Annotated in this window: 23 protein-coding genes; 15 read left to right on the forward strand and 8 right to left on the reverse strand. The window is 43.6% G+C overall.

Features of this window, described 5'->3' with window-relative positions; all coding sequences use genetic code 11:
• The first annotated feature begins 7 nt into the window (after positions 1-7).
• From lptM to AC13DA_RS13885, 6 genes are all read left to right on the forward strand, one after another.
• Positions 8-136, forward strand: coding sequence for an LPS translocon maturation chaperone LptM (gene lptM / locus AC13DA_RS13860; RefSeq protein ID WP_007144516.1), 129 nt, complete (start codon positions 8-10; stop codon positions 134-136).
• A gap of 7 nt (positions 137-143) precedes the next feature.
• Positions 144-1,394: a diaminopimelate decarboxylase gene (gene lysA, locus AC13DA_RS13865; RefSeq protein WP_284450470.1), complete on the forward strand. Its 1,251-nt coding sequence runs from the start codon at positions 144-146 to the stop codon at positions 1,392-1,394.
• A 3-nt stretch (positions 1,395-1,397) separates the two neighbouring features.
• Positions 1,398-2,246 carry a diaminopimelate epimerase gene (dapF, locus tag AC13DA_RS13870; protein ID WP_284450471.1) on the forward strand — a complete coding sequence of 283 codons (849 nt, stop codon included), beginning with the start codon at positions 1,398-1,400 and terminating at the stop codon, positions 2,244-2,246.
• Complete coding sequence (locus tag AC13DA_RS13875) at positions 2,222-2,932, forward strand: DUF484 family protein (RefSeq protein WP_284450472.1); 711 nt, start codon at positions 2,222-2,224, stop codon at positions 2,930-2,932. The genes dapF and AC13DA_RS13875 overlap by 25 nt, the downstream gene beginning before the upstream one ends.
• Positions 2,922-3,833 (forward strand): tyrosine recombinase XerC, encoded by a 912-nt coding sequence (xerC, locus tag AC13DA_RS13880; protein ID WP_007144520.1) that lies wholly within the window; start codon positions 2,922-2,924, stop codon positions 3,831-3,833. The genes AC13DA_RS13875 and xerC overlap by 11 nt, the downstream gene beginning before the upstream one ends.
• A gap of 621 nt (positions 3,834-4,454) precedes the next feature.
• Positions 4,455-5,708 carry a hypothetical protein gene (locus tag AC13DA_RS13885; RefSeq protein WP_284450473.1) on the forward strand — a complete coding sequence of 418 codons (1,254 nt, stop codon included), beginning with the start codon at positions 4,455-4,457 and terminating at the stop codon, positions 5,706-5,708.
• Between the two features lie 2 nt (positions 5,709-5,710).
• Here AC13DA_RS13885 and polA read toward each other — a convergent pair whose 3' ends face one another.
• Complete coding sequence (gene polA, locus AC13DA_RS13890; RefSeq protein ID WP_284450474.1) at positions 5,711-8,461, reverse strand: DNA polymerase I; 2,751 nt, start codon at positions 8,459-8,461, stop codon at positions 5,711-5,713.
• 95 nt (positions 8,462-8,556) lie between these two features.
• On the opposite strand from polA, the gene AC13DA_RS13895 reads away from it, so the two are divergent.
• The 4 genes from AC13DA_RS13895 to hldE are packed head-to-tail and all read left to right on the forward strand — an operon-like array spanning position 8,557 to position 12,392.
• Positions 8,557-8,889, forward strand: coding sequence for a DUF2782 domain-containing protein (locus AC13DA_RS13895; protein WP_007144524.1), 333 nt, complete (start codon positions 8,557-8,559; stop codon positions 8,887-8,889).
• A 26-nt stretch (positions 8,890-8,915) separates the two neighbouring features.
• Positions 8,916-9,863, forward strand: coding sequence for a homoserine kinase (locus AC13DA_RS13900; protein ID WP_284450475.1), 948 nt, complete (start codon positions 8,916-8,918; stop codon positions 9,861-9,863).
• 7 nt (positions 9,864-9,870) lie between these two features.
• Positions 9,871-10,908: a lipopolysaccharide heptosyltransferase I gene (gene waaC, locus AC13DA_RS13905; protein WP_284450476.1), complete on the forward strand. Its 1,038-nt coding sequence runs from the start codon at positions 9,871-9,873 to the stop codon at positions 10,906-10,908.
• 38 nt (positions 10,909-10,946) lie between these two features.
• The gene (hldE, locus tag AC13DA_RS13910; RefSeq protein ID WP_284450477.1) at positions 10,947-12,392 is read left to right on the forward strand and encodes a bifunctional D-glycero-beta-D-manno-heptose-7-phosphate kinase/D-glycero-beta-D-manno-heptose 1-phosphate adenylyltransferase HldE; all 1,446 of its coding nucleotides are present in this window, start codon (positions 10,947-10,949) and stop codon (positions 12,390-12,392) included.
• 13 nt (positions 12,393-12,405) lie between these two features.
• On the opposite strand, the gene AC13DA_RS13915 is transcribed toward hldE, so the two are convergent.
• The 3 genes from AC13DA_RS13915 to AC13DA_RS13925 are packed head-to-tail and all read right to left on the reverse strand — an operon-like array spanning position 12,406 to position 14,965.
• A complete protein-coding gene (locus tag AC13DA_RS13915) occupies positions 12,406-13,212 on the reverse strand; it encodes an aldo/keto reductase (RefSeq protein WP_284450478.1) in 807 nt (268 codons plus the stop codon).
• The gene (locus tag AC13DA_RS13920) at positions 13,212-14,402 is read right to left on the reverse strand and encodes an FAD-dependent oxidoreductase (protein ID WP_284450479.1); all 1,191 of its coding nucleotides are present in this window, start codon (positions 14,400-14,402) and stop codon (positions 13,212-13,214) included. Before AC13DA_RS13920 ends, AC13DA_RS13915 begins: the two co-directional genes overlap by 1 nt.
• An 8-nt stretch (positions 14,403-14,410) precedes the next feature.
• Positions 14,411-14,965, reverse strand: coding sequence for a D-sedoheptulose-7-phosphate isomerase (locus AC13DA_RS13925; RefSeq protein WP_273178995.1), 555 nt, complete (start codon positions 14,963-14,965; stop codon positions 14,411-14,413).
• Positions 14,966-15,093: 128 nt separating this feature from the next.
• Between AC13DA_RS13925 and rfaP the strand changes: the two genes are divergently transcribed.
• The 5 genes from rfaP to AC13DA_RS13950 are packed head-to-tail and all read left to right on the forward strand — an operon-like array spanning position 15,094 to position 20,058.
• Positions 15,094-15,894 (forward strand): lipopolysaccharide core heptose(I) kinase RfaP, encoded by an 801-nt coding sequence (gene rfaP, locus AC13DA_RS13930; protein ID WP_284450480.1) that lies wholly within the window; start codon positions 15,094-15,096, stop codon positions 15,892-15,894.
• Entirely contained in the window at positions 15,884-17,302 is a 1,419-nt protein-coding gene (locus AC13DA_RS13935; protein ID WP_482945988.1) for a lipopolysaccharide kinase InaA family protein, read from the forward strand. The genes rfaP and AC13DA_RS13935 overlap by 11 nt, the downstream gene beginning before the upstream one ends.
• A gap of 56 nt (positions 17,303-17,358) precedes the next feature.
• Positions 17,359-18,438, forward strand: coding sequence for a glycosyltransferase family 4 protein (locus AC13DA_RS13940; RefSeq protein WP_482945989.1), 1,080 nt, complete (start codon positions 17,359-17,361; stop codon positions 18,436-18,438).
• On the forward strand, positions 18,435-19,469 hold the full coding sequence (gene galE / locus AC13DA_RS13945) for a UDP-glucose 4-epimerase GalE (protein ID WP_273178986.1): 1,035 nt from the start codon (positions 18,435-18,437) through the stop codon (positions 19,467-19,469). Before AC13DA_RS13940 ends, galE begins: the two co-directional genes overlap by 4 nt.
• A complete protein-coding gene (locus AC13DA_RS13950; RefSeq protein ID WP_273178984.1) occupies positions 19,462-20,058 on the forward strand; it encodes a YrbL family protein in 597 nt (198 codons plus the stop codon). Before galE ends, AC13DA_RS13950 begins: the two co-directional genes overlap by 8 nt.
• Here AC13DA_RS13950 and AC13DA_RS13955 read toward each other — a convergent pair.
• The 4 genes from AC13DA_RS13955 to AC13DA_RS13970 form a co-directional block, all read right to left on the reverse strand.
• The gene (locus tag AC13DA_RS13955; RefSeq protein ID WP_273178982.1) at positions 20,002-21,045 is read right to left on the reverse strand and encodes a DUF6625 family protein; all 1,044 of its coding nucleotides are present in this window, start codon (positions 21,043-21,045) and stop codon (positions 20,002-20,004) included. The two genes, AC13DA_RS13950 and AC13DA_RS13955, sit on opposite strands and share 57 nt — an antisense overlap.
• A 19-nt stretch (positions 21,046-21,064) precedes the next feature.
• Entirely contained in the window at positions 21,065-22,786 is a 1,722-nt protein-coding gene (locus AC13DA_RS13960; RefSeq protein WP_273178981.1) for a carbamoyltransferase family protein, read from the reverse strand.
• A gap of 64 nt (positions 22,787-22,850) precedes the next feature.
• On the reverse strand, positions 22,851-23,585 hold the full coding sequence (locus AC13DA_RS13965; protein ID WP_273178979.1) for a lipopolysaccharide kinase InaA family protein: 735 nt from the start codon (positions 23,583-23,585) through the stop codon (positions 22,851-22,853).
• Between the two features lie 63 nt (positions 23,586-23,648).
• Entirely contained in the window at positions 23,649-24,761 is a 1,113-nt protein-coding gene (locus AC13DA_RS13970; protein WP_273178977.1) for a glycosyltransferase, read from the reverse strand.
• Positions 24,762-24,764 lie beyond the last annotated feature (3 nt).

The following is a 24,764-nucleotide window of genomic DNA, read 5'->3' on the forward strand; positions in this document are numbered from 1 at the left end:
AAATAAAATGCGAGCAATTTCTTGCTGGACCAGACTGGCGTTGCTGGTTTGTGTACTGATGGCCGTCACAGGCTGTGGACAAAAAGGTGATCTTTACTTGCCGGAAGGCCAGACTAATTTAATCGCGGCAGGGTAAGGTAATAATGAACTATTTTGATTATCAGGCGGGCACCTTGCACGCAGAGAATGTGCCGGTTGATAAAATTGCGGAGCAATATGGCACGCCAGTCTATATTTATTCTCGTACCGCTCTGGAAAACCACTGGAAGGCCTTTGATGAGGCTTTTTCGGCCTATCCTCACCTTGTCTGTTATGCCGTGAAAGCAAACTCTAACCTTGCTGTGTTAAATGTGCTGGCAAAACAAGGCTCTGGTTTCGATATTGTCTCCATGGGGGAATTAGCGAGAGTGCTAGCTGCTGGCGGTGATCCCGCGAAAACCGTATTTTCTGGTGTCGGCAAAACGGAGCAGGAAATTGAATATGCACTGCAACACGGTATACGTTGCTTTAACGTAGAATCGATTCCTGAATTGGATCGCATTAACACAGTAGCTGGTCGTTTAGGCAAAAAAGCACCTGTGTCAATTCGAGTCAATCCTGATGTCGATGCACAAACGCATCCTTATATTTCAACAGGACTGAAAGAAAATAAGTTTGGTATCGCTATTGAGGATGCACGTGAGGTATATCGTTCTACCCAAGCCATGCCGCATTTGGATGTGGTTGCGGTGGATTGTCATATCGGCTCGCAACTGACCTCTGTTTCGCCTTTTGTGGATGCATTAGAGCGTGTTTTGTCATTGATTGATGAACTTGCTGAAGATGGTATTGAGATTAAACATCTGGATATTGGGGGCGGATTGGGTATCCATTATCGCGATGAGACACCACCTACACCTGCAGAATATGCACAAGCGCTGGCACCGTTATTAAAGGACCGTGAGTTGGATATTCTGTTGGAGCCTGGACGTGCAATTGCTGGCAATGCAGGCATTTTATTAACAAAAGTGGAATTTATTAAGCCAACAGAAGCGAAATGTTTTGCGATTGTTGATGCGGCTATGAATGATTTGTTACGTCCCGCACTTTATCAATCATGGCAAAATATCCAAACAGTCAAACAACATTCTGATACAGAAGTGGTCAGCTATGACATAGTAGGTCCTATCTGTGAAACGGGTGACTTTTTGGGTAAAGATCGTGAGCTTGCGATTAAGCAGGGCGATTTATTAGCTATTCGTTCGGCGGGGGCTTATGGTTTTGCCATGAGTTCAAATTACAACTCTCGTCCACGAGCCGCAGAAGTGATGGTAGAGGGCGATAAGGTTCACCTTGTTAGAGAACGTGAAACGATTAATGATCTATTCGCTGGCGAGCATGTTATACAGGCATAAATGATGTTGAAATTCAGCAAAATGCATGGTTTAGGCAATGATTTCATTGTGATTAATGCCATACAGCAAAAAGTAGAGCTGACCACTGAGCAGATTCGTTTTATGGCGGATAGGCATTTTGGTATCGGTTGTGACCAGCTTTTACTGGTTGAAAAAGCATCATCGTCAGACGTGGATTTTCGTTACCGGATTTTTAATGCAGATGGTGGTGAAGTCTCACAATGTGGAAATGGTGCGCGTTGTTTTGCCCGCTATGTCAGTGATTATGGTTTAACAACCAAAGATACCATTGCTGTAGAGACCGCTTCAGGCATCATTTATCCGACAATCCAGGCTGATGGACTGGTCAGCGTTGATATGGGTAAACCCGTTTTTGCACCAGAAAAAGTGCCGTTTATTGCTGAATCAGAAGCGGTTACCTACCTGATCGATGTCCCGGATTACGATAAAGTCGAAATTGCCAGCGTCTCAATGGGCAATCCGCATGCAGTGATGCTGGTGGACAATGTCGACACTGCTGCGGTAGAAAAAATAGGTCCTGCCATGGAGTCTCATACACGTTTTCCAGAACGAGTGAATGTTGGCTTCATGCAACTTGTGAACTCAGAAACGATTCGGTTGCGTGTTTTTGAGCGTGGTTCGGGTGAAACGACAGCTTGTGGTACAGGGGCTTGTGCCGCAGTCGTAACGGGGATTCGCCGAGGATTATTAGCCAGAGATGTGACTGTCTCTTTACCAGGAGGGCAGTTGCACATTAGCTGGCCAGATGAAAATGCCTCTGTATGGATGACCGGCCCTGCAGAGCATGTATTTGACGGAGAAATTGCGTGGTCGACACTACAACAGATTTAACACTGGAACAGATTGAACAGTATTTAGAGGCCCACCCCGATCTGTTTCTTGAGCAGCCTCATCTGCTGGAGTCGCTGAACCTTAACAGCTCTCCGGAAGGGACGATTTCCCTTGCCCAGAGACAAACTCAACGTTTACAAGAGAAAAACCAACAGTTAAATGAACAGTTACATGCTCTGATAGACAATGCACACAGTAATGCTGCGCTAGAAAAGCGTGTACATAGTTTATGTTTAAGTGTCATGGATGCAGTGGATTTGGCCGATCTGATTAACTTAATCCAGACCGAGCTAAAACAGGAGTTTGCAGCGGATGATGTTGCGCTAAGATTGTTTTATCAGGGACAGCACAAACTTGATTTGCCTCAGGTTGCAGCAAATGTGTCACAGCTTCATGCTGATGATAAAAAACTACGTATATTTGATAATTTATTTACCAAACAGGAACCCGTGTGTGGTCGACTGACAAAAGCACAGAAAGGGCTATTGTTTGATGAGCGTGCAGAGGCAATTAACTCTGTTGCCTGCCTGCCTTTAGGGCATCAACCTTGTGCGGGCTTATTGGCCATTGGCAGTGTTGATGCTAACCGGTTTCATGCGGATATGGCCACCGATTATCTGAGTTTTTTAGGTGAAGTGGTGATGCGAGTGATTAGACAACATACTCACCAACAGCATGCGCAATGAGATAATCAATCCGATAGACGATTTCCTTGACAATTTGTCGCTGCAACGTCGTCTGTCGGAGCATACGGTGAGTAACTATCGCCGGGACTTGCTCCAGCTTGCTGAATATGTCGAGCAACAAAACATCTCAGACTGGACCGTGCTTAAGTCCAGTCAGCTCAGACAGTTCATTGCTTTTTTGCATAGAAAAGGACTGTCTGGTCGGACCATCCAGCGTATGTTGTCTTCGATACGTTCCTTTTATCAATTTCTTATCAAATTTGGTTTGGCTGAGAGTAATCCGGCTAAAGCGGTTCAAGCCCCAAAAAGTGAAAAAAGATTGCCATCAACATTGGATGTTGATCAGATGAATGCCTTACTGGACAACACACGTCCCGATACCTTTGTCGCAGCCAGAGACAGAGCCATAATGGAATTGTTTTATTCCTCAGGCTTACGTTTAGCCGAGCTGGCTGCACTGGAATTACGAGATATCGATTTTGGTGATCATTTGGTTCATGTCACCGGCAAGGGGAATAAAGACCGTGTCTGTCCTTTCGGTGGCAAAGCCTTGGCAGCACTGAAGGACTGGTTAGATAAACGCGATCAGCTGGGTTTTTTTGACCAGCCAGCCGTGTTTATTACTCAACAAGGACGACGTTTAGGGGTACGTTCCATCCAAAAACGATTGAGCTACTGGGGTAAAAAACAAGGGATTTCTGATCGTGTTCACCCACACAGATTAAGACATGCTTTTGCTTCGCATATGCTTGAAGCCAGTGGTGATTTACGTGCGGTCCAAGAGCTGCTCGGGCATGCCGATATCAGCACGACACAGATTTATACTCATGTGGATTTTCAGCATCTTGCTAAGGTGTATGATTCGGCTCATCCGCGAGCGAAAAAGCGTTCAGACTCCTAAATATAATCACTATTTATCGTCTAAGTCTGACTTTATAAATAAAATCCAATTTAACATCAGTTGCTGACTAGTAATATTATTTTGAGTTAATCGCCGTACATTTACATTGATATCGCTGCCGCAAGGCATTCATTTATTTTGCATGCCCAAAATAAACGAACCAAACAAAAGGGCACCCGATATTGCCTTTTCTCTAAAAATTCACTGCATTTTATGGCGTGGACACCAACTCGCTGCGCTCAAACACGTGCCCACTTAATCCATAAAATACAGCGAATTTTTAGCGGCAATAGACGGGAAAATGGGGCTTTTCTAATCCCCCGTTTGTGCTGACGAGGAGTGACATTTATTCAGGTCTGAGGGAGGCTAGTGTTTGATTCGTGGCATCCATGCCACTCACCCTTTGGGCGCCATCGGCGTCCAAATTTGTTCCAGACAAATTTGTGAGCGAAGCGAGTTTTAGCCGACCGCCTGAATCAATGTTATGACGAGTGAAGCCGCAGGCCAGCACTGTGGGGTGCCCTAGGGTTGTTAGGGAAATGGGCAAACATTTCCCTGACTCGCCATTAAGGCGAATTTATAAGAGACTAAATCAAGCCAATATATTTAGTGTAGGCAGAAATGTTAACTGAAGAACAAGTTGTAGAGCTTTTAAGACGTTGTGAGTTATGTGTCGGGCATCGGCTTAATATGATCAGAGGAAATTTAATAAATGCTGAGACTCGTTCTGCTGCAATTTGGGAATTACTTGTTTTAGAGGAGGCTTCGAGACATGGCACTGTTGAGTATGAACCTTTATCTGGAGCCAGCCCAGATATTCTAATTAACCTAAAGTCAGGTGGAAAAATTTGGATTGAAGTAGCTTTCTTATACGGTCGGTTTTGGAAGCAAGAGCGTCTAAGTATGGAGGTGGTTAACTGGCTTAATAAAGAAGTGAGTAGACGCAATATTGACCCAGCGAAAGTAAGTTATCGATTTGATGGAAATAATGATCACAAAGCTGGACCAGTTAGAGTTTTACCTGGCTCTCATCAGAAAAAAATTTTTCTGAATGATCCTGAATTGAAACGGTTTTATTTGGAAATAGAAAAACACCCGGATACGGTTTTACAATTCAAACACTCAGCTTTCTCGATAGAACTTACTTATAACCCAAAAGCATCTATTTCATTTAGCGGAGGGCTTGTGCAAGAGGTTCCAACAGATATTAAACAACACTCTGTATATCGACTACTAAAGGAAAAAGCACGTCAACACTCTGTAGATGAGCCTCGAATAGTTTGCATCGGTACAGATCAAAACCGAGTATTATCTGATACAAATACTCATTTTCCGGAGATTACATTGAGTCAAGCCATTGGTGCTGGCTTCATGAAGTCTAGTGGGTTATCAGCGGTAATAACTGTATCTATTAATGATGCAGTAGAAGGTTTTAGTGCCAATTTTAGGAGAGCCTCTTCAAAAATATTTCTTAACCCTGATACAAAAGTCCCTCTTATGGAAAAAGACGTATCAGAAATTAAAACTTTTAATTTTAATCGTTGGAATTATTCTTTCAGATTAGAAAAGTTTGAGCCAGAAAGTACAGAGCCGTATAGGCGAAATAATGGAAACTTAACGATGAGAACAAGAGGAACTAGAGTCATTTTTGATGTACCCACTAATTTAGTTGTAGATGCTTTAGCTGGTAAAAGCAATCTTCGAGATGTGTATCGTATAGATGAGAATGATAACCTTGTGAGATGTTTTAACGATGGTTGGATCATAAAATCATGTAGCTTAAAAAAAGGGAATATAGAACAAGGCGAACCTGACATGATGACTTTAGAGCTTGAACCTCCATTCCCATCGGTATTGTTTCCTAAAAAAATATAAAGCTAATGTGCTTGTTCCCAGTTATCACCCACACCAATCCCGACTTCCAGCGGCACTTTTAATTCTGCAGCCTTAATCATAAAGTCTTCGATAGTGTTTTTTGCCATATCAAGCTGGTCTTTCGGTACTTCAAACACTAACTCATCGTGTACTTGCATGATCATTTTGATGCCAGTATCGGCGTTAGATAACCAAGTATGGATATCAATCATGGCGCGTTTGATGATGTCAGCAGCGCTGCCCTGCATCGGGGCATTAATCGCGGTACGTTCGGCATATTGGCGGCGCATACCATTACTGGAGTTAATTTCTGGTAGGTACAGACGGCGTCCAAAGATGGTTTCAACATAACCCTGATCTTTGGCCTGCTGGCGGGTGTTATCCATGTACTGACGAACACCGGGGTAACGTTCGAAATATACATTCATATAGTCCGCAGCCTGATGACGTTCGATGCCGAGTTGACGGGAAAGGCCGTGAGCTGACATGCCATAAATCAGGCCAAAATTAATGGCTTTAGCGCTGCGTCGTTGATCGCTGGTGACTTCTTCTAATGCGACGCCAAATATTTCTGAAGCGGTATGGCGGTGAATGTCTTCACCATTGGCAAAGGCATTGAGTAAGCTTTTATCACCTGATAAGTGCGCCATAATTCGCAGTTCAATCTGTGAATAATCCGCTGCCAATAAAACATAACCATCAGAAGCAACAAAGGCTTCACGAATGCGACGACCATTCTCACTACGAATAGGGATATTCTGTAAATTGGGATCCGATGAGGATAATCGTCCAGTAGCGGTGACGGCCTGATGATACGAAGTGTGTACTCGCCCACTGGATTTATTGACCTGCAATGGCAGCTTATCGGTATAAGTGGATTTCAGTTTGCTGAGTCCACGGTATTGCATAATGATTTGTGGCAGTTCATAACCTTCATCTGCTAATTCTTGTAAGACTTCCTCTGCCGTTGATGGCTGGCCTTTAGGCGTTTTCTTTTTCACGGGTAATTGCTGTTTCTTGTAAAGAATTTCCTGCAATTGTTTTGGTGAACCCAGATTAAATTTCTGACCAGCAACGGTGTATGCCTGTTCTTCGAGATCGGCAATTTGTCTGGCCATATTGTCGCTTTGTTGTTGCAACATCCAGATATCAATATTGACGCCATTACGTTCAAGTGTGTTTAACACTGGCAATAATGGCATTTCCAGCTCTTTATAGACCTTGGCGAGAGAAGGAATCTTTTCAATTTTTGGCCAGAGTGTCTGATGGAGTTGTAAGGTGATATCAGCATCTTCAGCCGCATATGGCGACGCTTGTTCTATGCCAATTTCATTGAAGGTGAGCTGTTTTTTACCCTTGCCGGCAATGTCTTCAAAGTGAATGGTGTCTCGGCCCAGATATTTTTGCGCTAAGGAATCCATATCATGTCGTGTGGCCGTACTATCAAGCACGTAGGACTCGAGCATGGTGTCATGAGCAATACCTTGCAGGTCAATGCCATGGTTGAGTAAAACATGTCGATCGTATTTCAGATTTTGGCCGACTTTGAGGTGCTTAGGACTTTCGAGTAAGGGTTTGAGATCATGCATAATCTCATCAAAGTCCAATTGGTCTGGTGCGCCTGGATAGTCATGTTTTAACGGTAAATAAGCGGCTTCACCTGCTTTCACGGCAAACGACACACCGACAATTCGGGCATCAAGATAATCAAGACTGGTGGTTTCCGTATCAAAAGCAAATAAATCGGCTTTTTGCAGTTTGTCTAACCAGGCCTGCCATTGCTGTTGTTCAAGAATCGTTTCGTAATGTTGCTCAGTGGTGTTTTTACTTGTTTCTGCGAGAGCATCGTTATCTGATATGGAGGCACTTTCAGACGATTGTAATTCGCTTATCCAACTGCGAAATTCCAGTTTTTTAAACAATTCAAGCAGTGCTTCAGTGTCTTGAGGCTGATTTTTAATGTCTTCAAGATGAATATCTAATTCAACATCACATTTTATTGTGGCGAGTTGATAACTTAGATCAGCCATTTCTTTATTTTCAGCCAGTTTTTCCGGCATTTTTTTCGCACCGCGAAAATCAAGCTCACGAACCGCTTCCAGATTGGCGTAAATATCTTTCAGACTGCCCAGGTTTTGTAACAGACTCAATGCCGTTTTTTCACCGACACCGGGCACACCGGGAATGTTATCCACCTTGTCGCCCATTAATGCCAGAAAGTCGATAATCAGTTCTGGTGGCAGACCAAACTTTTCTTTCACACCTTCGATATCTAGCACGGTTTCTGTCATGGTATTCACCAGTGTGACATGCTGGTTGACCAGTTGGGCCATATCTTTATCACCTGTGCTGATAACCACATCCAGACCTTTTTCGGTAGCCTGACGTGCAAAGGTGCCAATGACATCATCTGCCTCGACCCCATCAATGACCAGTAGTGGCAGGCCCATCGCTTTAATAATGTCGTGTACAGGCTGCACTTGCGAACGTAAGTCATCCGGCATCGGCGGACGCTGCGCCTTATATTCAGCAAAAAGTTCATCACGGAAGGTTTTACCTTTCGCATCAAAGATGACGGCAATTGGACTGTTGGGATAATCGGCCAGTAATCGACGTAACATCGCGGTCACACCTCTGACAGCCCCCGTTGGTTCACCGGCGGAGTTTCGGAGATCGGCTTTGAACATGGCATGAAATGCGCGATAAAGGTAAGAAGAACCGTCGACCAGAACGAAAGGGGCAGATTGACTCATAAGTTATAACGACCAATTGGATAATAGGGAACAGACTGCTTTTCTCCAAGCAGCGGAAATGCTATCTTTAGTGCCAAATGACACGGAGCATCCACATGTTTAACAAATTCGCTATTGTATGCGCAGTTACCCTGGTAATGACAACCCAAGTTTGGGCAGATGAAAAATCAGTGATGGAAAAACCACCTGTGATTCCTGAGCCATTACAAAGCGGTGAAAGCATGGAGCCCGATATTAATATTATTCAGGAAGATGACCGTACGGTTGAAGAATATCGTATGAACGGTCAACTTTATATGATTAAAGTCACGCCATCTATCGGCAAACCTTATTACTTGATGGATTCTGATGGTGACGGTTCTCTGGAGACAAAAAGCTTTGAGCTGGACTCTGGTGCCGTGCCAAACTGGATTCTATTGGAGTGGTAAGTCGTTTATTTATCTGAGTTCTTTTAATGTCAGTTTATACTGAAGTCGAGCGCGACGATTTAGTCGCGTTTCTAAGTGATTATTCGGTCGGAGAATTGGTGTTCTATCAGGGCATCAGTGACGGCATCGAGAATACCAATTATTTTGTCACCACAAGCAAAGGTGAGTATGTGCTCACTTTATTTGAGCAACACACCTTTGGTGAGTTAGCGTATTTTCTAGATGTGATGACGTTTTTCTACATGAACGACATTCCTTCTGCCCATCCGGAAGCAGATAGCCAGGGGCATTATCTCAAAAAATTGTGTGGTAAACCCGCAGCTTTAGTTGTGCGATTACCTGGTAGAGGTGTCAATGCCACCGCCACCATTGAACAATGCGCACAAATTGGTGCTGTGATGGCTGATATGCATTTAGTTGGACAGTCGTTTCAATCACGACGGCCCTCTGAACGCGGACCTGAATGGCGGCAGCAAACGGCACAACAGTTATTGCCTCAGTTGGATGATGAAAGAACGAGCATATTGAAAAATGAACTTGCTTATCAGCAAGGTTATGCGACGTTAGGTCTCCCTGAAGGGGTTACGCATTCAGACTTGTTTCGTGATAACGCTTTATTCGAAGGGAACAAACTAAGCGGTATTATCGACTTTTATTTTGCCAGTGATGAATATTTACTTTATGACCTGGCCGTTGCCGTCAATGACTGGTGTGTCGGTGAGGATGGTTTACCCGAAGCCACACGTTATCAGTCGCTTATGACACACTATCTGCAGAAAAGGGCATTAACAGAATCTGAGCAGGCTAACTGGAATATGGTTTGTCGGGCAGCAGCACTGCGTTTCTGGCTGTCTCGATTACAGGATCAACTCTTTCCCCGTGAAGGTGAGCTGACTCAAATTAAAAACCCGGATGCGTTTTTATCCATTCTCAAGTATCACCGTGAGCATCCTCTAACGCTGGATTTTAACTAAACAGCTGATGCGCGTTCTGATAATTAAACTGACTTCAATGGGCGATCTGATGCATGCTCTGCCGGCGCTCACTGATGCCGCTCAAGTATTCCCAGATATTGAATTTGACTGGGTGGTTGATAGTGCCTTTGCCGCCGTGCCGCAATGGCATCCTCGTGTAAAACGAGTCATCACCACATCACATCGGCGCTGGCGTCAGAATTGGTTCGGTCATTTGTTCAATGGCGAGATTGGACATTTTTATAAAGCATTAAATCTCGATGACTATGACCTTGTGATTGATATGCAAAACAATCTGAAAAGTGCGTTGGTCAGCCTGTTAAGAAAGGGTCCTGTTGCGGGTCTGGATAAATACAGTTGTCGTGAGAAGCCTGCTTATCTGGCCTACCGTCATAAAATCAATGTGAATCCTAACCAACACGCGGTTGAGCGTATGCGTCAGATCATGGCGAAAGCCCTTGATTATCCGCAGCCTGACACTGAGCCAGACTATGGTGTGGATTTAGCACATTGCCAGTTGCCGCAATTAGCATTTGAGTTACCCAAAAAGTATGTGATGCTAGTTCACAATGCGAGCTGGTTAACTAAATTATGGCCAGTGCAACACTGGCAGGCGCTCACATTAAAAGCCGTTGAGGCTGGGTATTCTGTGGTGATTCCATCAGGGAATGATGAAGAGTATCAACGTGCATTGCAGATTGCCGCTGTGAGTGACCATGCTTATACCTTGCCCCGGTTACCACTTGATAATGTCGTGGCTATTATGCAAGGCGCAAAAGCGGCTCTCTGTAGCGATACCGGTCTTGCGCATATGGCCGCGATGATGGATAAACCGGCAATTACCTTATATGGCTCAACAGATACCCATCTGATTGGTACCGCCGGTCATCATCAGCAACACTTGATTACCGGAATGTCGTGTTCACCTTGTTATAAACGTCGTTGTCCTTTGCCTGAGGCGAAATCCGGTATGCCGGTGTGTATGGCTGAGATGCAACCCGACCAAGTCTGGAATAGACTCGCTGCCGTTTTACAAGCACAATAACGCCTCTGACTTCTATTCTGGCGTGATAAAACCGCATTATGAAATTTGATTTTCCTGAATTCCATCAAGCTCGCATTGCTGTTATTGGTGACTTGATGCTCGATCGTTTTTACTATGGCAAAGCTAGCCGTATTTCACCTGAAGCCCCGGTGCCGGTAGTGAATGTGGACCGTTTGGAAGATGTGCCGGGTGGCGCGGCCAACGTAGCCATGAATATTGCTTCACTTGGTGCGCAATGCAATATTACGGGCATTACCGGTGCCGATGAAGCCGCCAATGTTCTCAAACAAAAACTTCATGCGGTGGGTGTGAATTGTCTGTTCCATCAAGCCGCTCATGCCTGCACAATTATCAAATCGCGAGTCATTAGCAGTCATCAACAACTGATTCGTCTCGACTTTGAAAAACGCTTTACTGAACAAGTGGCTCAGGATATGGAGCACTTAGCAGAGCATGTCACTGACAACGCGAAAGTGATTGTCCTGTCAGACTATAACAAAGGCACCTTAGCTCACCCTCAGTACTGGATTGAAAAAGCCAGAAACAAGCAAATTACCGTACTGGTTGATCCTAAAGGCGATGACTTTACTAAATATCGTGGCGCCGATCTGATTACACCGAATATGAGTGAATTTGAAGCGGTTGTCGGTGCAGTAGAATCAGAACAGGATCTTATCAGTAAAGCGCAGACGCTGATTAAAACACTGAATATTAAAGCGATTCTGATTACTCGCAGTGAACATGGTATGACGCTGGTTCAGGTGGAACAGCCGGAATTCCACTTACCCGCTATCGCCAAAGAGGTCGCCGACGTTACAGGTGCAGGCGATACCGTGATTTCAACATTAGCCACGGCATTAGCGGCCGGTGTAAGCCTTGAGCAGGCGGTGACATTAGCTAATGTGGCTGCCAGTATTGTTGTCACAAAACTGGGAACCTCTACGGTCAGTGAGCCTGAACTACGTCAGGAATATGAACGTCATCAGGGCATTAACAACACGGATCACTGTATTGGTGGTGCTGTTACGGTTGAACAGTTAAAAATGGCGGTAGAACAAGCCAAAAAACGTGGTGAGAAAGTCGTGTTTACCAATGGCTGTTTTGATATTTTGCATGCCGGGCATGTGACTTATTTGCAGCAGGCCAGAGCATTGGGTGACCGCCTGATTGTTGCTATTAATACCGATGAATCAGTCACCAAGTTAAAAGGCGAAGGTCGGCCGATTAATACCGCAGACCGACGCTTAACGGTGCTTGCCGGACTGGCGGATGTGGACTGGGTGACCTGTTTCCCCGGTGATACACCAGAAGCTTTATTGCGACTGATTCAACCAGACATTCTGGTGAAAGGGGGCGACTACGACAAACAAGGTGTCGTTGGCTGGGAAATCGTTGAAGCTTACGGCGGTGAAGTCAAAGTGATGGGGCTGGTGGAAAACTGCTCAACGACGGCTATAGTGAATAAAATCAATCAACGAAGCTAGTTTTAGTTCGTATTTATTTCGTCAAAGCCTTAACAACTTTACTGATATTGTCACGCAGATGGTCAGGGTTAATCGTACCGATAATCACACTACTGACTGCTGGTTCATTAAAGATAAAGTCGAAGTTTGCCTGAACATTATCATCGGCTGAATTTTTTGCAAGATGACCGCTGCCCAAAGCCTTTTTAATAAAAATGCCTTTATTAAGTTTGGCGGCTTGTTCAATCACCGACTGTTCTTCCTGATACTGCAGATTATGCATCACCATGGCGATATCGGACTGTTCCAACGTTAATAGACCGCCTGTGACGGTCTTAGTCGACATGCCACTGGCGCGAATCCAGCCGCGTTGTTTTAAGTCAGCTAAGACTTCCAGCGCCCCATGATGACGAATAATCTGTTCATCATTGCCATCAGAGTGAATCAATACAATATCTAATTCATCTCGATGTAGGGTTTTCAAACTGTTTTCAATACTTTTAATCAGTGATTCAGGGGTGAAGTCATAATGCGATTCACCTGTTTCCGCATCAAAATATTCACCGGCTTTGGTGGCAATGATCCACTCGCGCCGGACTTTTTTTAATAACTGTCCAAGACGTTGTTCACTGCGTCCATAAGCCGGTGCCGTGTCGATCAGATTGATACCGGATTCCCAGGCTTGTTCAAGTAATATCATCACTTGTTCATCATCTGGAATCTGAAAGCCATCAGGGTATTTCACTGCTTTATCACGACCGATTTTAACGGTGCCCATCCCCAGTGGGGACACGCTTAGTCCAGTATCCGCTATCGGATTTCTTCGTTCTAAATAGGCCATCAGAATGCTCTGTCCCATAACGGTTTAGCGATTTCTGGATGAGGAAAGTCAGGATTGTCGTAAGTCTGTTTTTCTATGGCGTCGACATTGATTGCTTTCAGTACCTGATCGGCTAAATCTGGTGCCAAGGCTAATTTGGTTGGCCAGCAAATATGAATATTCTGTTGTGAATCAATAAAGGCATTATCAGGCCGAGTCAGGCTGGATTGTTTAGGCTCCGCGCGGTTAACGGCATGTGTTGCCCAATCCAGATCTGGAAGTTCAAACCAGGGCAGAATATTGTTGAGTAGCTGCTTTGCTTCAGCAATCAAGTTTTCTCGGGATTTACCGACACCTTCTTCGGCAATATAACCGCCGATGTACCATACGGTCTCGCCTTGTTGTGTTTTATGGCTGGAAATCGTTGCTATCGGCTTGGAACCACTTCCCAGGCTATGAGCATAGATCGTTGGCAATGGCTGAGTTGAGTCGTGACTTTTGCATAACACCATCTGCAAGGGGCGACGTTGCATCGCGGGCTGTTTGATACCTAATGATTGCAGCAGGGCTTCATTGCCTTCGCCTGCGGTCAAAACAAACTGCTTTGCATGGATTGTCATATCACCAATCTGAACCGTTTCTACTTTTTGCCCTGTGCGTTGCCAATGATATTGACTATCTTTAGGTACTAAAAGCATACGTGAGTGCCACTTTTCAGTGATCTTTGTTAGCAGACTTGGAATATCTAACACAGGCTCATCAAGCTGATAGAGCGTGCCTTTAAAGCCGGCATCCTGAAATAATGCCGGTGCCTCGCGTTTCTCTACCCGTTGCATACGACTACTTAAAGCTTTGCTGGCAAAAAACGACACCATTTTTGAGGACAGCTTGTCTTTAGACCATAACAATTGATGATCCGCCAGTTTTCTCACTGAGCGGAGATCAATATCACCTTCACCATTTAAGGCGCTTTTCCAACGGGCAGGCATGGTGCTAATGACCTGCGCGGCTTTGGATAACACACCATTAAGGGCATATTTACTGCCACCATGAATAATGCCCTGTGAGCTGAGCGTTTGTCCTTGGCCAATGTGTCCGTGTTCCAGCAAGATGGCGTGAATACCCATATCGTTAAGGCGATGATGAAGCCACAGGCCAGCAATACCTGCGCCGATAATGACAACATCGGTGTTAAGTGTGGTTTGCGTCATGAATAAATTTAGTCTGTTTCGTCGAGGGTTTCACACAGCCAGTGACCGATCAGAATATGCCCTTCCTGCACGCGTGCCGTTTCTTTGACTGGGACGGCAATATATTCATCAGCTATTTCAGCTAATTTCCCGCCACCTTCACCAGTAAACGCACAGCTCCAAATGCCCATTTCTTTTGCGGTTTTAATACCGTTAATGACATTACCGCTATTACCGGATGTGGATAAACCAATCGCAATATCACCTGGACGCCCTAAAGCAGCAATTTGGCGATCAAATACGGTATCAAACTGATAATCGTTACTGTGAGCAGTCAGAATAGACGTATCTGTTGTTAAGGCGATGGCACCATAGGGACGACGATCTTTGTGATAACGAACCACAAATTCGGCAGCTAAATGTTGCGCATCAGACGCGCTGCCACCATTGCCAAAGAACAGAATTTTATTGCCTTGTTTCACACAGCTTGCAATACGAGCAGCAAGTGCTGTGACTTGTGGTTCAAGTGCAAACAGACTTTCGATCATCGCCTGATGGCGTGTGATGGTGGCTTTAAATGACACGGCTTCCCCTTAAACTGGTGTAGTGATGATAACATCTCACTTTTTGACATCGACAGTTTAACAAAATTCAGACTGACTGGCGGTTTTAAGCCATAACTGAGTTTGACTGAATCACATCATAAAACTGAATGAAAACATACACTCTCTATCTACGTGAAGAATTAGCTCATGCCTGGCAGGATAAAGCCATATTTACCTGGTTACAGACCATACCGGGTGAGATTTTTCGTGATAAAGAGGGGCGACGTACTTTACGGTTTAAGGTGAATCAGAAAAGCTATTTTCTTAAATATCATCAAGGCGTTGGCTGGGCTGAAATTGTAAAGAACCTGCTGTCATTACGTTTGCCGATCATCAGTGCCCGTAATGAATGGCAGGCGGTGCAGTTTTTACAGTCTCATGATCTGGATACAATGACCCTAGCCGGTTACGGTGAAAAAGGCTGGAATCCGGCGAAGCGTCATTCATTTGTGATTACCGATGATTTAACCGACACGATGAGTCTGGAATATCTGGGCCAACAATGGCGAAATACGCCGCCATCATTCACAAGTAAATACCAGTTAATTCAGAAGTTGGCCCATATCGCAGGGACTATGCATAAAAACGGCATGAACCATCGGGATTTTTATCTTTGTCACTTTTTGTTGGATAAGTCGTTTGCTGAAACGAATATTTATCAGCCAACAATGCCAATCTATCTTATCGATCTTCACCGTGCTCAGATCCGGCTGAAAGTCCCACGTCGCTGGCAAATAAAAGATCTGGGTAGCTTATACTTCTCGGCTTATGCCGTGCCGCTGACACAACGTGATTTATTTCGGTTTATCAAAACTTACACTCAGCTACCTTTGCGTGAGGCATTAACCCAACAGGCTGATTTGTGGCAGCAGGTTAAACAGCGGGCAGATACCTTATATGCTGAATAAAATGTCAGATATCAATGCCATCATCAATCCTGTAACTCGGCCTGAGCTGCCTTTTGAGTTACAGCTGCAGCAGCAAACGTTTCAATGCCAGCAAGTTCTTCGTGATTTGCCTGGGCGCCGTTTAGTGATTAAGGCATTAGACAGTGCTGGAAAGGCTGTAATCATTAAACTTTTTGCGAGTGAAGGCAAAGCGCAGAAAGACTTTCAGCGAGAAATTCAGGGTATTGATGCGGTAAAAGATAGTGAGGTAAACACGCCGGCATTATTAGCGACGGTTGAGGAAGCTCATGGTTCTGCACTGATATATCAATTTATAGAAAACAGTGAGCGTTTTCAGCTTGGTGATTCATCTCCAGAACGTTTGAAATTGCTATCAACGTTAATGCTGACTCTGCATCTGGGTGGGCTTTATCAAGACGATATTCATCTTGATAATCTATTGCTCAATGGGCATGAACTTGTGTTGCTTGACCTGGGTTCTGTTAAACAATCAAACGATGGAAAAGCACTTGATAAGGACACCAGTTTAACTAATCTGGCGCGACTCATTGCTCAATTCTCACTACAGGAACAAATGACGCTAAAACCACTGATCGAGATGTATTATCACGGTCGTGGCTGGGAATACACTGAGGATGAACAGCAGCAGTTTACAACAAGGCTGGAAAAGGTTTGGCAAAAAAGAAAGTCACAGTATCTTAAGAAGTGTTTTCGCCCCTGTACGATGACCTTTTATCAACAGAACTTTCGCTGGCAGGTCGCTGCCAAACGTGACTTTTGGCAACAGAGCCAGATTCAGTCAGTTGACGATATTGAAGCATTATTCACTGATGCACAGATATTAAAGGCCGGTAATACCGCTACGGTGTTACGTACTCAGATGGGCGGCCTTGATGTTGTGATTAAACGTTACAATATTAAAAGTCTTGGTCATGCACTGAGCCGTTGCTGGCGACCAAGCCGCGCTACTATATCCTGGCGTAATGCAAACTTACTGATGTTTATGGGCATTCCGACAACAATGCCTCTCGCTTTTATTGAGCAGCGCTTTGGTCCATTGAGACGTATAGCTTATTTTATTAGTGAATATCGGGAGGCTGAGGAGTTGTTGGATGTCTATCAACAGCGAATGCCTACCGAGTCTGAAGTGCACCAGATTCAAGACATTTTCGCTGGCCTTGAAATAGCGAAGTTGGGTCATGGCGATATGAAAGCACAAAACTTGTTATTAGATGTAAAAGGCAAAGTCTGGCTAATCGATTTAGATGCCATGCGAGAATATACCAATAAAAAACAGGCAGTCATGGCTAACTTGCAAGATAAAAAACGCTTCCTGAAAAACTGGAAGAATCCTGAGCTGGAGGCTTTTTTCAGAGTGATGCTACAAAGACAAAAAATACGTTTATGAAATACGCCGTTTGTTTATATAAATTTTTTCCTTTTGGCGGGCTTGCACGTGATTTTATGAATATCATGCAATGCTGTCTTCAGGACGATGATACGGTCGATGTTTATGTGATGGAATGGCAGGGTGAGGTGCCTGAACAGTTTAATGTGCAGATTATTGAAACATCCGGCTGGAGTAATCATGCCCGATTGCAATCTTATATAGATCAAGTTCTGCCACAATTACATCAGGGTGCTTATGACCTCGTTATTGGCTTTAATAAAATGCCTGGACTCGATGTTTATTATGCGGCAGATCCTTGTTATATCGACCGTATTAAATCCCACCCTTTGCATGTTTTATTACAGTATTCTGGACGAGTCAGATTTTATAAAGCCTGTGAAGAAGCCGTTTTTGGTAAACAGTCAAGCACCGTATCGATGATGATCTCCGATGTGCAACAAGCTTTGTTTGAGCAGCATTACGGTACGCCAAAACAGCGCTTAGTCAGCTTACCTCCAGGCATTGACCGTGACAGACAACGTCCAGCCGATGCTGAACAAATTCGTTTGCAACTGCGAGAAGAGTTTAATATTCGTGCAGATGAGTGGTTGCTATTGATGGTGGGCACGGGCTTTAAAACAAAAGGGGTTGATCGGGCGATTGCCGCCTTAGCCAACTTACCCGACAAACTTAAACAGCAAACCCGATTAATGATCGTTGGCGATGGTGATAACCGGTATTTACAGCGTCAGGCAAAACAATCTGGTATTGCTGAACGAGTAACATTTCTTGGTGGACGTTCAGATATTCCGCGCTTTCTTCTGGCGGCTGATTTATTAATTCATCCAGCCAGAAAGGAAAATACGGGTACGGTTATTCTGGAAGCCATGGTTGCTGGTCTACCCGTGTTAGTTTCTGATGTCTGTGGTTATACCAAACATGTGATTAAGGCCGATGCCGGTCTGGTTATTAAGAATGCCGATAGTGCACAGCAAACAGCCTTAGATCTTGTTGAAATGTTAGATAAAGATAAATTACAACAATGGTCTGAGCACGCTTTGCACTATGCTGCGACGGAAGATTTGTACAGTATGCCGCAACAGGCAGCCGCAGTGATTAGGTCACAGGCAAAACAAAAAAGGAAAAAACAATGACAACAACGGTCTTGGTTACCGGCGGTGCAGGGTATATTGGCTCGCATATCTGTGTAGTGTTACTGGAAGCAGGATTTGATGTCGTGGTCGTGGACAATCTTAGTAATAGCTCCTCTTTAGCTATCGATAGAGTAAGTCAGATTACAGGGAAAAAAATCGCTTTTTACAAAGCAGATTGTCGTGATAAAGCGGCTTTACAAGGTATTTTTAATACCCATCCTATTGATGCTGTTATTCACCTGGCAGGATTAAAAGCTGTGGGTGAGTCCTGTGCTTTTCCTTTGATGTATTACCAAAATAATCTGGATGCCACCTTTGTTTTATTAGAGGTGATGCAGCAATTTTCCGTGAAAAACTTTGTATTCAGTTCATCAGCCACCGTCTATGGCGATCCGGCTTCAATGCCCGTAAATGAAACGTTTCCGACTTCGGCAACGAATCCTTATGGCCGTACCAAACTGATGATAGAAGAAATTCTGGCAGATATGGTCAAAGCGACACCTGATGAACTTAGTGTGGTGTTATTACGTTACTTTAACCCAGCTGGTGCACACGAGTCTGGTCTTATTGGTGAAGACCCGAGCGCTATTCCAAATAATCTGATGCCTTATGTCACGCAAACAGCCATTGGTAAACGAGAGTGCTTATCCGTTTTTGGAGGCGATTATGACACCGTTGATGGCACAGGTGTTCGAGACTATATCCATGTGATGGATTTAGCTCGGGGACACCTTGAGGCGCTGAACTGGCTGGAATCGGATGCGACAGCACCCTGCTGTAAAGCGGTTAATCTGGGCACGGGGCAGGGATACAGCGTACTTGAAGTGATCGCTGCTTTTGAACAGGCATCGGGCAAGCAAGTGAATTATAAAATTGTCGACCGCCGTGCGGGAGATGTGGCAATTAATTATGCCGATCCGGCCTTAGCAAAATCACTATTGGGATGGACCGCTGAGAAAACACTGGATGATATGGTGACGGATGCCTGGCGCTGGCAAAGTCAAAACCCTAATGGATATGGCGATGCTTGAATTATCGCCCGCTACATTAGTCGGAAAAGGATTACACAGAGAAGTCCATGTCCATCCTGACGATGATTCAAAATGTGTGAAGGTCGTTGTTTTACGGGGTAAGGAAGAGACTCGTCGAGAACAGGCTTATTATCGGTTCCTGCAGCGCCGAAATATTGATTGGATCAGCTTACCCCAGTTTTACGGTAACGAAGAAACAAATATGGGCCCTGGCGCTGTCTTTGATTTGATTCGTGATGATGATCGGCAAGTGTCCAAAACTTTGGCGTTTTATCTGGATAATCTGAGCTCGACACCAGAGTTAGTCGAATCCATTAGTCAGGCGCTGATTAAATTGAAGCGGGACTTGCTAGAGCAGAATATTATTACCATGACGCTTAAGCCTAAAAATATGGTTTTGCAGCTGCGAAACGACGGCGTGAGATGTTTGATTATCGATAATATAGGTAACTCGGACATCGTACCGATTAGTAGTTATGTTCGTTTTTTCGGCAGAAAGAAAATTGAACGGAAATGGGGAAAGTTTAAACAATTATTGAAGCGTGATGATAGTCAACAGCAAATAGAGGTTATTTGTAAGAGAATTTGATAGTTGAGTTAACTTATCTTTGATTGCTTTTTTTATTGGAGTGAAACCGCTCTCTGAAATCTGAAAACCATTTTCATTTACGCTTTTCCAATCAATATTGATTATATCTTTCACCTCACTCCAAGCTGCAGGCATATGCCGATATTGTTTGGGTAACCAACGATTTGACTTCCAGTTCATAAAATGTAAGTACATAAATTCACGCTCATTTCGCTCATTTAATAATTTACCTTTGTACCAATACCATTCTTTAGGGTGCGTTTTCGAGCCATCAAACCAAGGTATCGGTGAGAGGATAGTTGTATATTGCTCACGAAAGAGGACTTTTCGTTGGTATCTTGAGCTTAAAGACCAGAGTTTGCGTAACCATAGAGGGTGTTTTCTATGAGGTATAAAAATTTTTGAAAACTTTGATTCATCAAGACTGACGTGGTTTGGATTTGATAAATATTTTTTCCAATCCTTTATCTGCATGAATGCTTCACGGTTACGCTGATTATTTCTAAACACACAGAAATGCCCGGAAAGACGCAAGTCATGCGTTCCTATTACATCGTATTTGTTTAGAAGGTCATCTGTAAGGAAACGACGTAAATCACCATAAATAACGTCAATATCACCAAAACAAAAAAAGTCATATTCTCTAATCTCATCTCTGTGGATATACCCCAAGGCTGGTTTTAAATCACAGAGTTTGTAGGCATTATTTGGATTAAATGTAATCCCTAGCTGTTTGGAGACTAAACACTTATATTCTGAAAAAGAGATTTGAATATATTTGATATTGTCTGAGTGATTCTCTGGCAAAGGGCAGTTTGTATAAAACAACCAATCGATATCATGGTTAAATTTACAACTTTCAATATACAAATTTATCCATTCTGGCCAATGCCCAAAATAAGGAATAACTACAACAATTTTATTATTTACTGTTGTAGCTGTCCGTCGCTTTGCTTGTGTAACAGTATCGTGAATTTGTTCCGTCATTTTCACTAATCCTGATGTATTATTTAGTAATGAGTATATCTTCCATGACTAAGTATTCTAAGTCTGAGCCAAAGAACATATTCAATGCATCTGTAGGGCTGCATACCATTGGTTCACCACGGCGATTCAGAGAAGTGTTAAGTACCACGCCATTACCGGTAAGTTTCTCCATTTCCTGAAGCAGTGAGTAATAACGAGGATTGGTGGCCTTTGTGACAATTTGAGCACGGGCTGTTCCATCTTCATGTACGACTTCTGGAATGCGTGATTTCCAGCTTTCTGCCACATCAAACGTAAATGTCATATATGGACTAGGGTGATCCGTCTGTAGTATTTCTGGTGCGATTGTATTCAGCATGCTCGGACAGAATGGACGCCAGCGTTCACGGTATTTGATTTGGGCATTAATTCTGTCAGCAACCCCAGGATGGCTGGGTGAGCCGAGAATACTGCGGTTACCTAAAGCGCGAGGTCCGAACTCCATATGTCCCTGAAACCAGGAAACCGGATTACCATCAGCCAGAATTTTGGCTGTTTCTGCAGTAACATTGGTCATTCGTTGCCATTTGACTGGCTGCTCGTATTGCTCACATGCTTCAATACATTGTTCTGTTGTATACGCAGGTCCTAAGTAGACATGTTCCATTTTTTCTACTGGTACCCCCGCTAATTGTGAAGCATAGCTGGCCGCACCAATGGCCGTACCCGCATCACTTGCAGCCGGTTGTACAAACAGTTCTTTAACGCCAGGCATGGCGATAATACGTTGATTCAGTTTGACGTTTAATGCAACACCGCCTGCATAAGCAATTTTGCCGGTCTCTTTAATAATGTCACCGAGATAAAAATCAATGAGTTTTAAGGCTGTCTTTTCTAACAGATCTTGGATACTGGCGGCATAGTCGATGTAAGGCTCGTCTTTTTCATCACCTTCACGCATTGGCCCGAGCCATTCAATTAATTCAGGGCTGAAAAAGTAACCTTTGCCGTTCTTTTTGAAACGGCGGGTACCTACAACGTTCACTAGTTTTGTATTGACTTTGAATTCACCGTCTTTGTAGTCAATCAAGCGTGAAAAATCGAAACGTTTAGGATCACCGTAAGGGGCCATACCCATCACTTTGAACTCGCCATCCAGCATTTCAAAACCAAGGTATTCAGTCAGTGCTCCATAAACCCCACCAAGCGAATCTGGATCATAGAATTCTTTGATTTTATGAATCTTGCCATTTTCACCATAACCAAAGAACGTGGTGGCATATTCACCCTTACCATCGATACCGATAATGGCTGTTTTTTCTTTGAAACCGCTTAGATGGTAAGCACTGCTGGCATGAGCTAAATGATGTTCGACGGGAACAAATTTAACGCGATTTGCGCCGATACCCAGATCATCTAATAGCTTCATCACATTTCGGTGATTACGCCAATATCGACGATTGCCACTGAATAAGGCGGTAAGTGCTCGGTCTGGAGCATACCAATGACGTTTAGCATAATGCCAGCGGGCGGGTGATTTCAGACCAATTTCGGCGTAAGGGAAAGCTACAATATCAATCTGATCGGGACGAATACCAGCTTGTTCCAAACAAAATTTAGTTGCCTCGTAGGGCATTTTTCCTTTGGCATGCTTGTCACGGAGAAAGCGCTCCTCTTCAGCAGCAGCTACAAGCTTTCCATCAATATATAAAGCAGCGGAGGCGTCGTGATTTACCGCGCCAGACAAACCTAAAACGATCATGATGTGATATATGTCTTTGAGTTAAACAGCGTGTAAGTATATCGCATGCAGTCGGCCAACACGACTAATGACGTTTTGCTTTTTTGGGCTTAGCAAGCTTCTGTAAAAGTTGTCTGGTTTTTTTAGATAACGGTTGCTCGTTGAAGTACTGCTGTAAAAAGAAAACGCGATCTTTCTTCGACCAGTCTTGATTAGCATGACGTTCTAATGTGCCCAGATCCCTCATCATCGATTGCCGCACGAACAATGTACGTTTCATTTTCTCCAAATCGATTATTTTTATATCCCAACCACTGCTGATTGGCTTGGCAAAAATATGTTTGGGATAAAGTGAGTTATGCTGAAAATGTGCCTGATGCATATCTGCTAACACATGGGCGACTGCTTTCAGCAACTGTTTACGAGATACACTTGATAGACTTAAAGGAGAAATGTTTTCCAGAGATTGGTAACCAGTCAGTTCTTTTGTTACCAGTATCGCCCTGGACTTGTCACATGAAAAATAAACCGGATCGAGCGTCGGAATGTGTTTTGCTGTCAGCCTGAGAATATTGTTATATTCCTTTTGAAAGGTATGAATGCCTTTTAGTGGATGACACCATGTTTTAGTGCGGTGATTCTCCTGACGTTTGATGAACACATCAACCGCGCCATTTGCTGTTTTCAATACATATTTAACCACACCACTCCAGCCGCCACGTCTATGATTTGGGGGCTCGAACCAGTCTGTATCCAGTTGCCATAACTGTTCAAAATACTCTGAGTTGGATAATAGTTGTGCTTCTTTTAGTACTGACATTTTAGCGCTCTGATTGCTTTTCTCTCTATAATCACAAACATAAATTATCACACTATTAAATACTTATTTCTTCAAACGTGCTTTAAGTGCAGGCATGGACCAGAAATATTGCCTTACCGCGCTTTCAGTAAAATGTTGGCTGATTTTCCTATTCACTTTACCAACTATGTTCATACGTTCAGCGTTATTGAGATGGAAGGTTTTCTTTAATTGTTCTGCCAATTTTTTATGGTCACCTATTGGAAAAGAGTAGCCAGCCTCTGAAATAGCTTCTTTATTTCCATTGCACTCAGAAGCAATACAGACCTGCTCTGCTGCAAACGCTTCAAGCAAAGAAACCGGTAATCCTTCACGAATAGAACTGAGTACAAAGGTGTCAAAAGCCTTCAAATATTTATAAAACTCGGGAACCATACCAAGAAATATCACCTTATCAGTTACACCTAACTCACTTGTTAATGATTTAAGTTCCGTTTCAAGTCTGCCTTTTCCAGCAACTATAAGTTTTGAACCTGGTAACGCATCGCGAGCATGAGCAAACGCTTTTATTAGCGTTTTCTGGTCTTTATCTTCATGCAAACGTCCTACATTCACAAACAAATAGTCATTATCAGGAAGGGATAAGGCTTGTCGAGCTTGATCTCGAGGTAGTTGTTTTTCCCTTATCGACTGAAAGTCGAGGGAGTTATAGAGGTGTTGAACTTTTTCATCATCAAATAAAAAAAGACTTTTTCTTATATCGTCTCGTATGGCTTTCGATACACCTAAAAGTAATAAGTTCTTGCGATGAAAGAAAGCAAATAACTTCCTCATTAAAGGCGTAAAAACGCCGTCTATGTGTGCGACACCGATAACAAACAAGTTTTTGACATGACTAGCGATGTATATAGATTTATAACGATGCGCTATTGCGAACTCAAATTGATATTGCTTATCAAGCTGGCGAATTTTTTTGATTAGCTGCTGTTTCAATCCTTTCATTTGCTTTGATGAAGCATCCAAGAATATCACTTCATCGGCACCACACTGCTCAACGACCTCAGAATTGTGTTGTCCTTTAATAAACACAGTAATAACCCTGAAATCTGTATTCTTGAATAAGGCAGCATATTGATTTGCCACGCTTAAGAAAGGGGCTTCATATCCATGACACAGCAGTAATACATTTCGCTCCACGAG

Source organism: Methylophaga sp. F-2, from assembly GCF_056859315.1.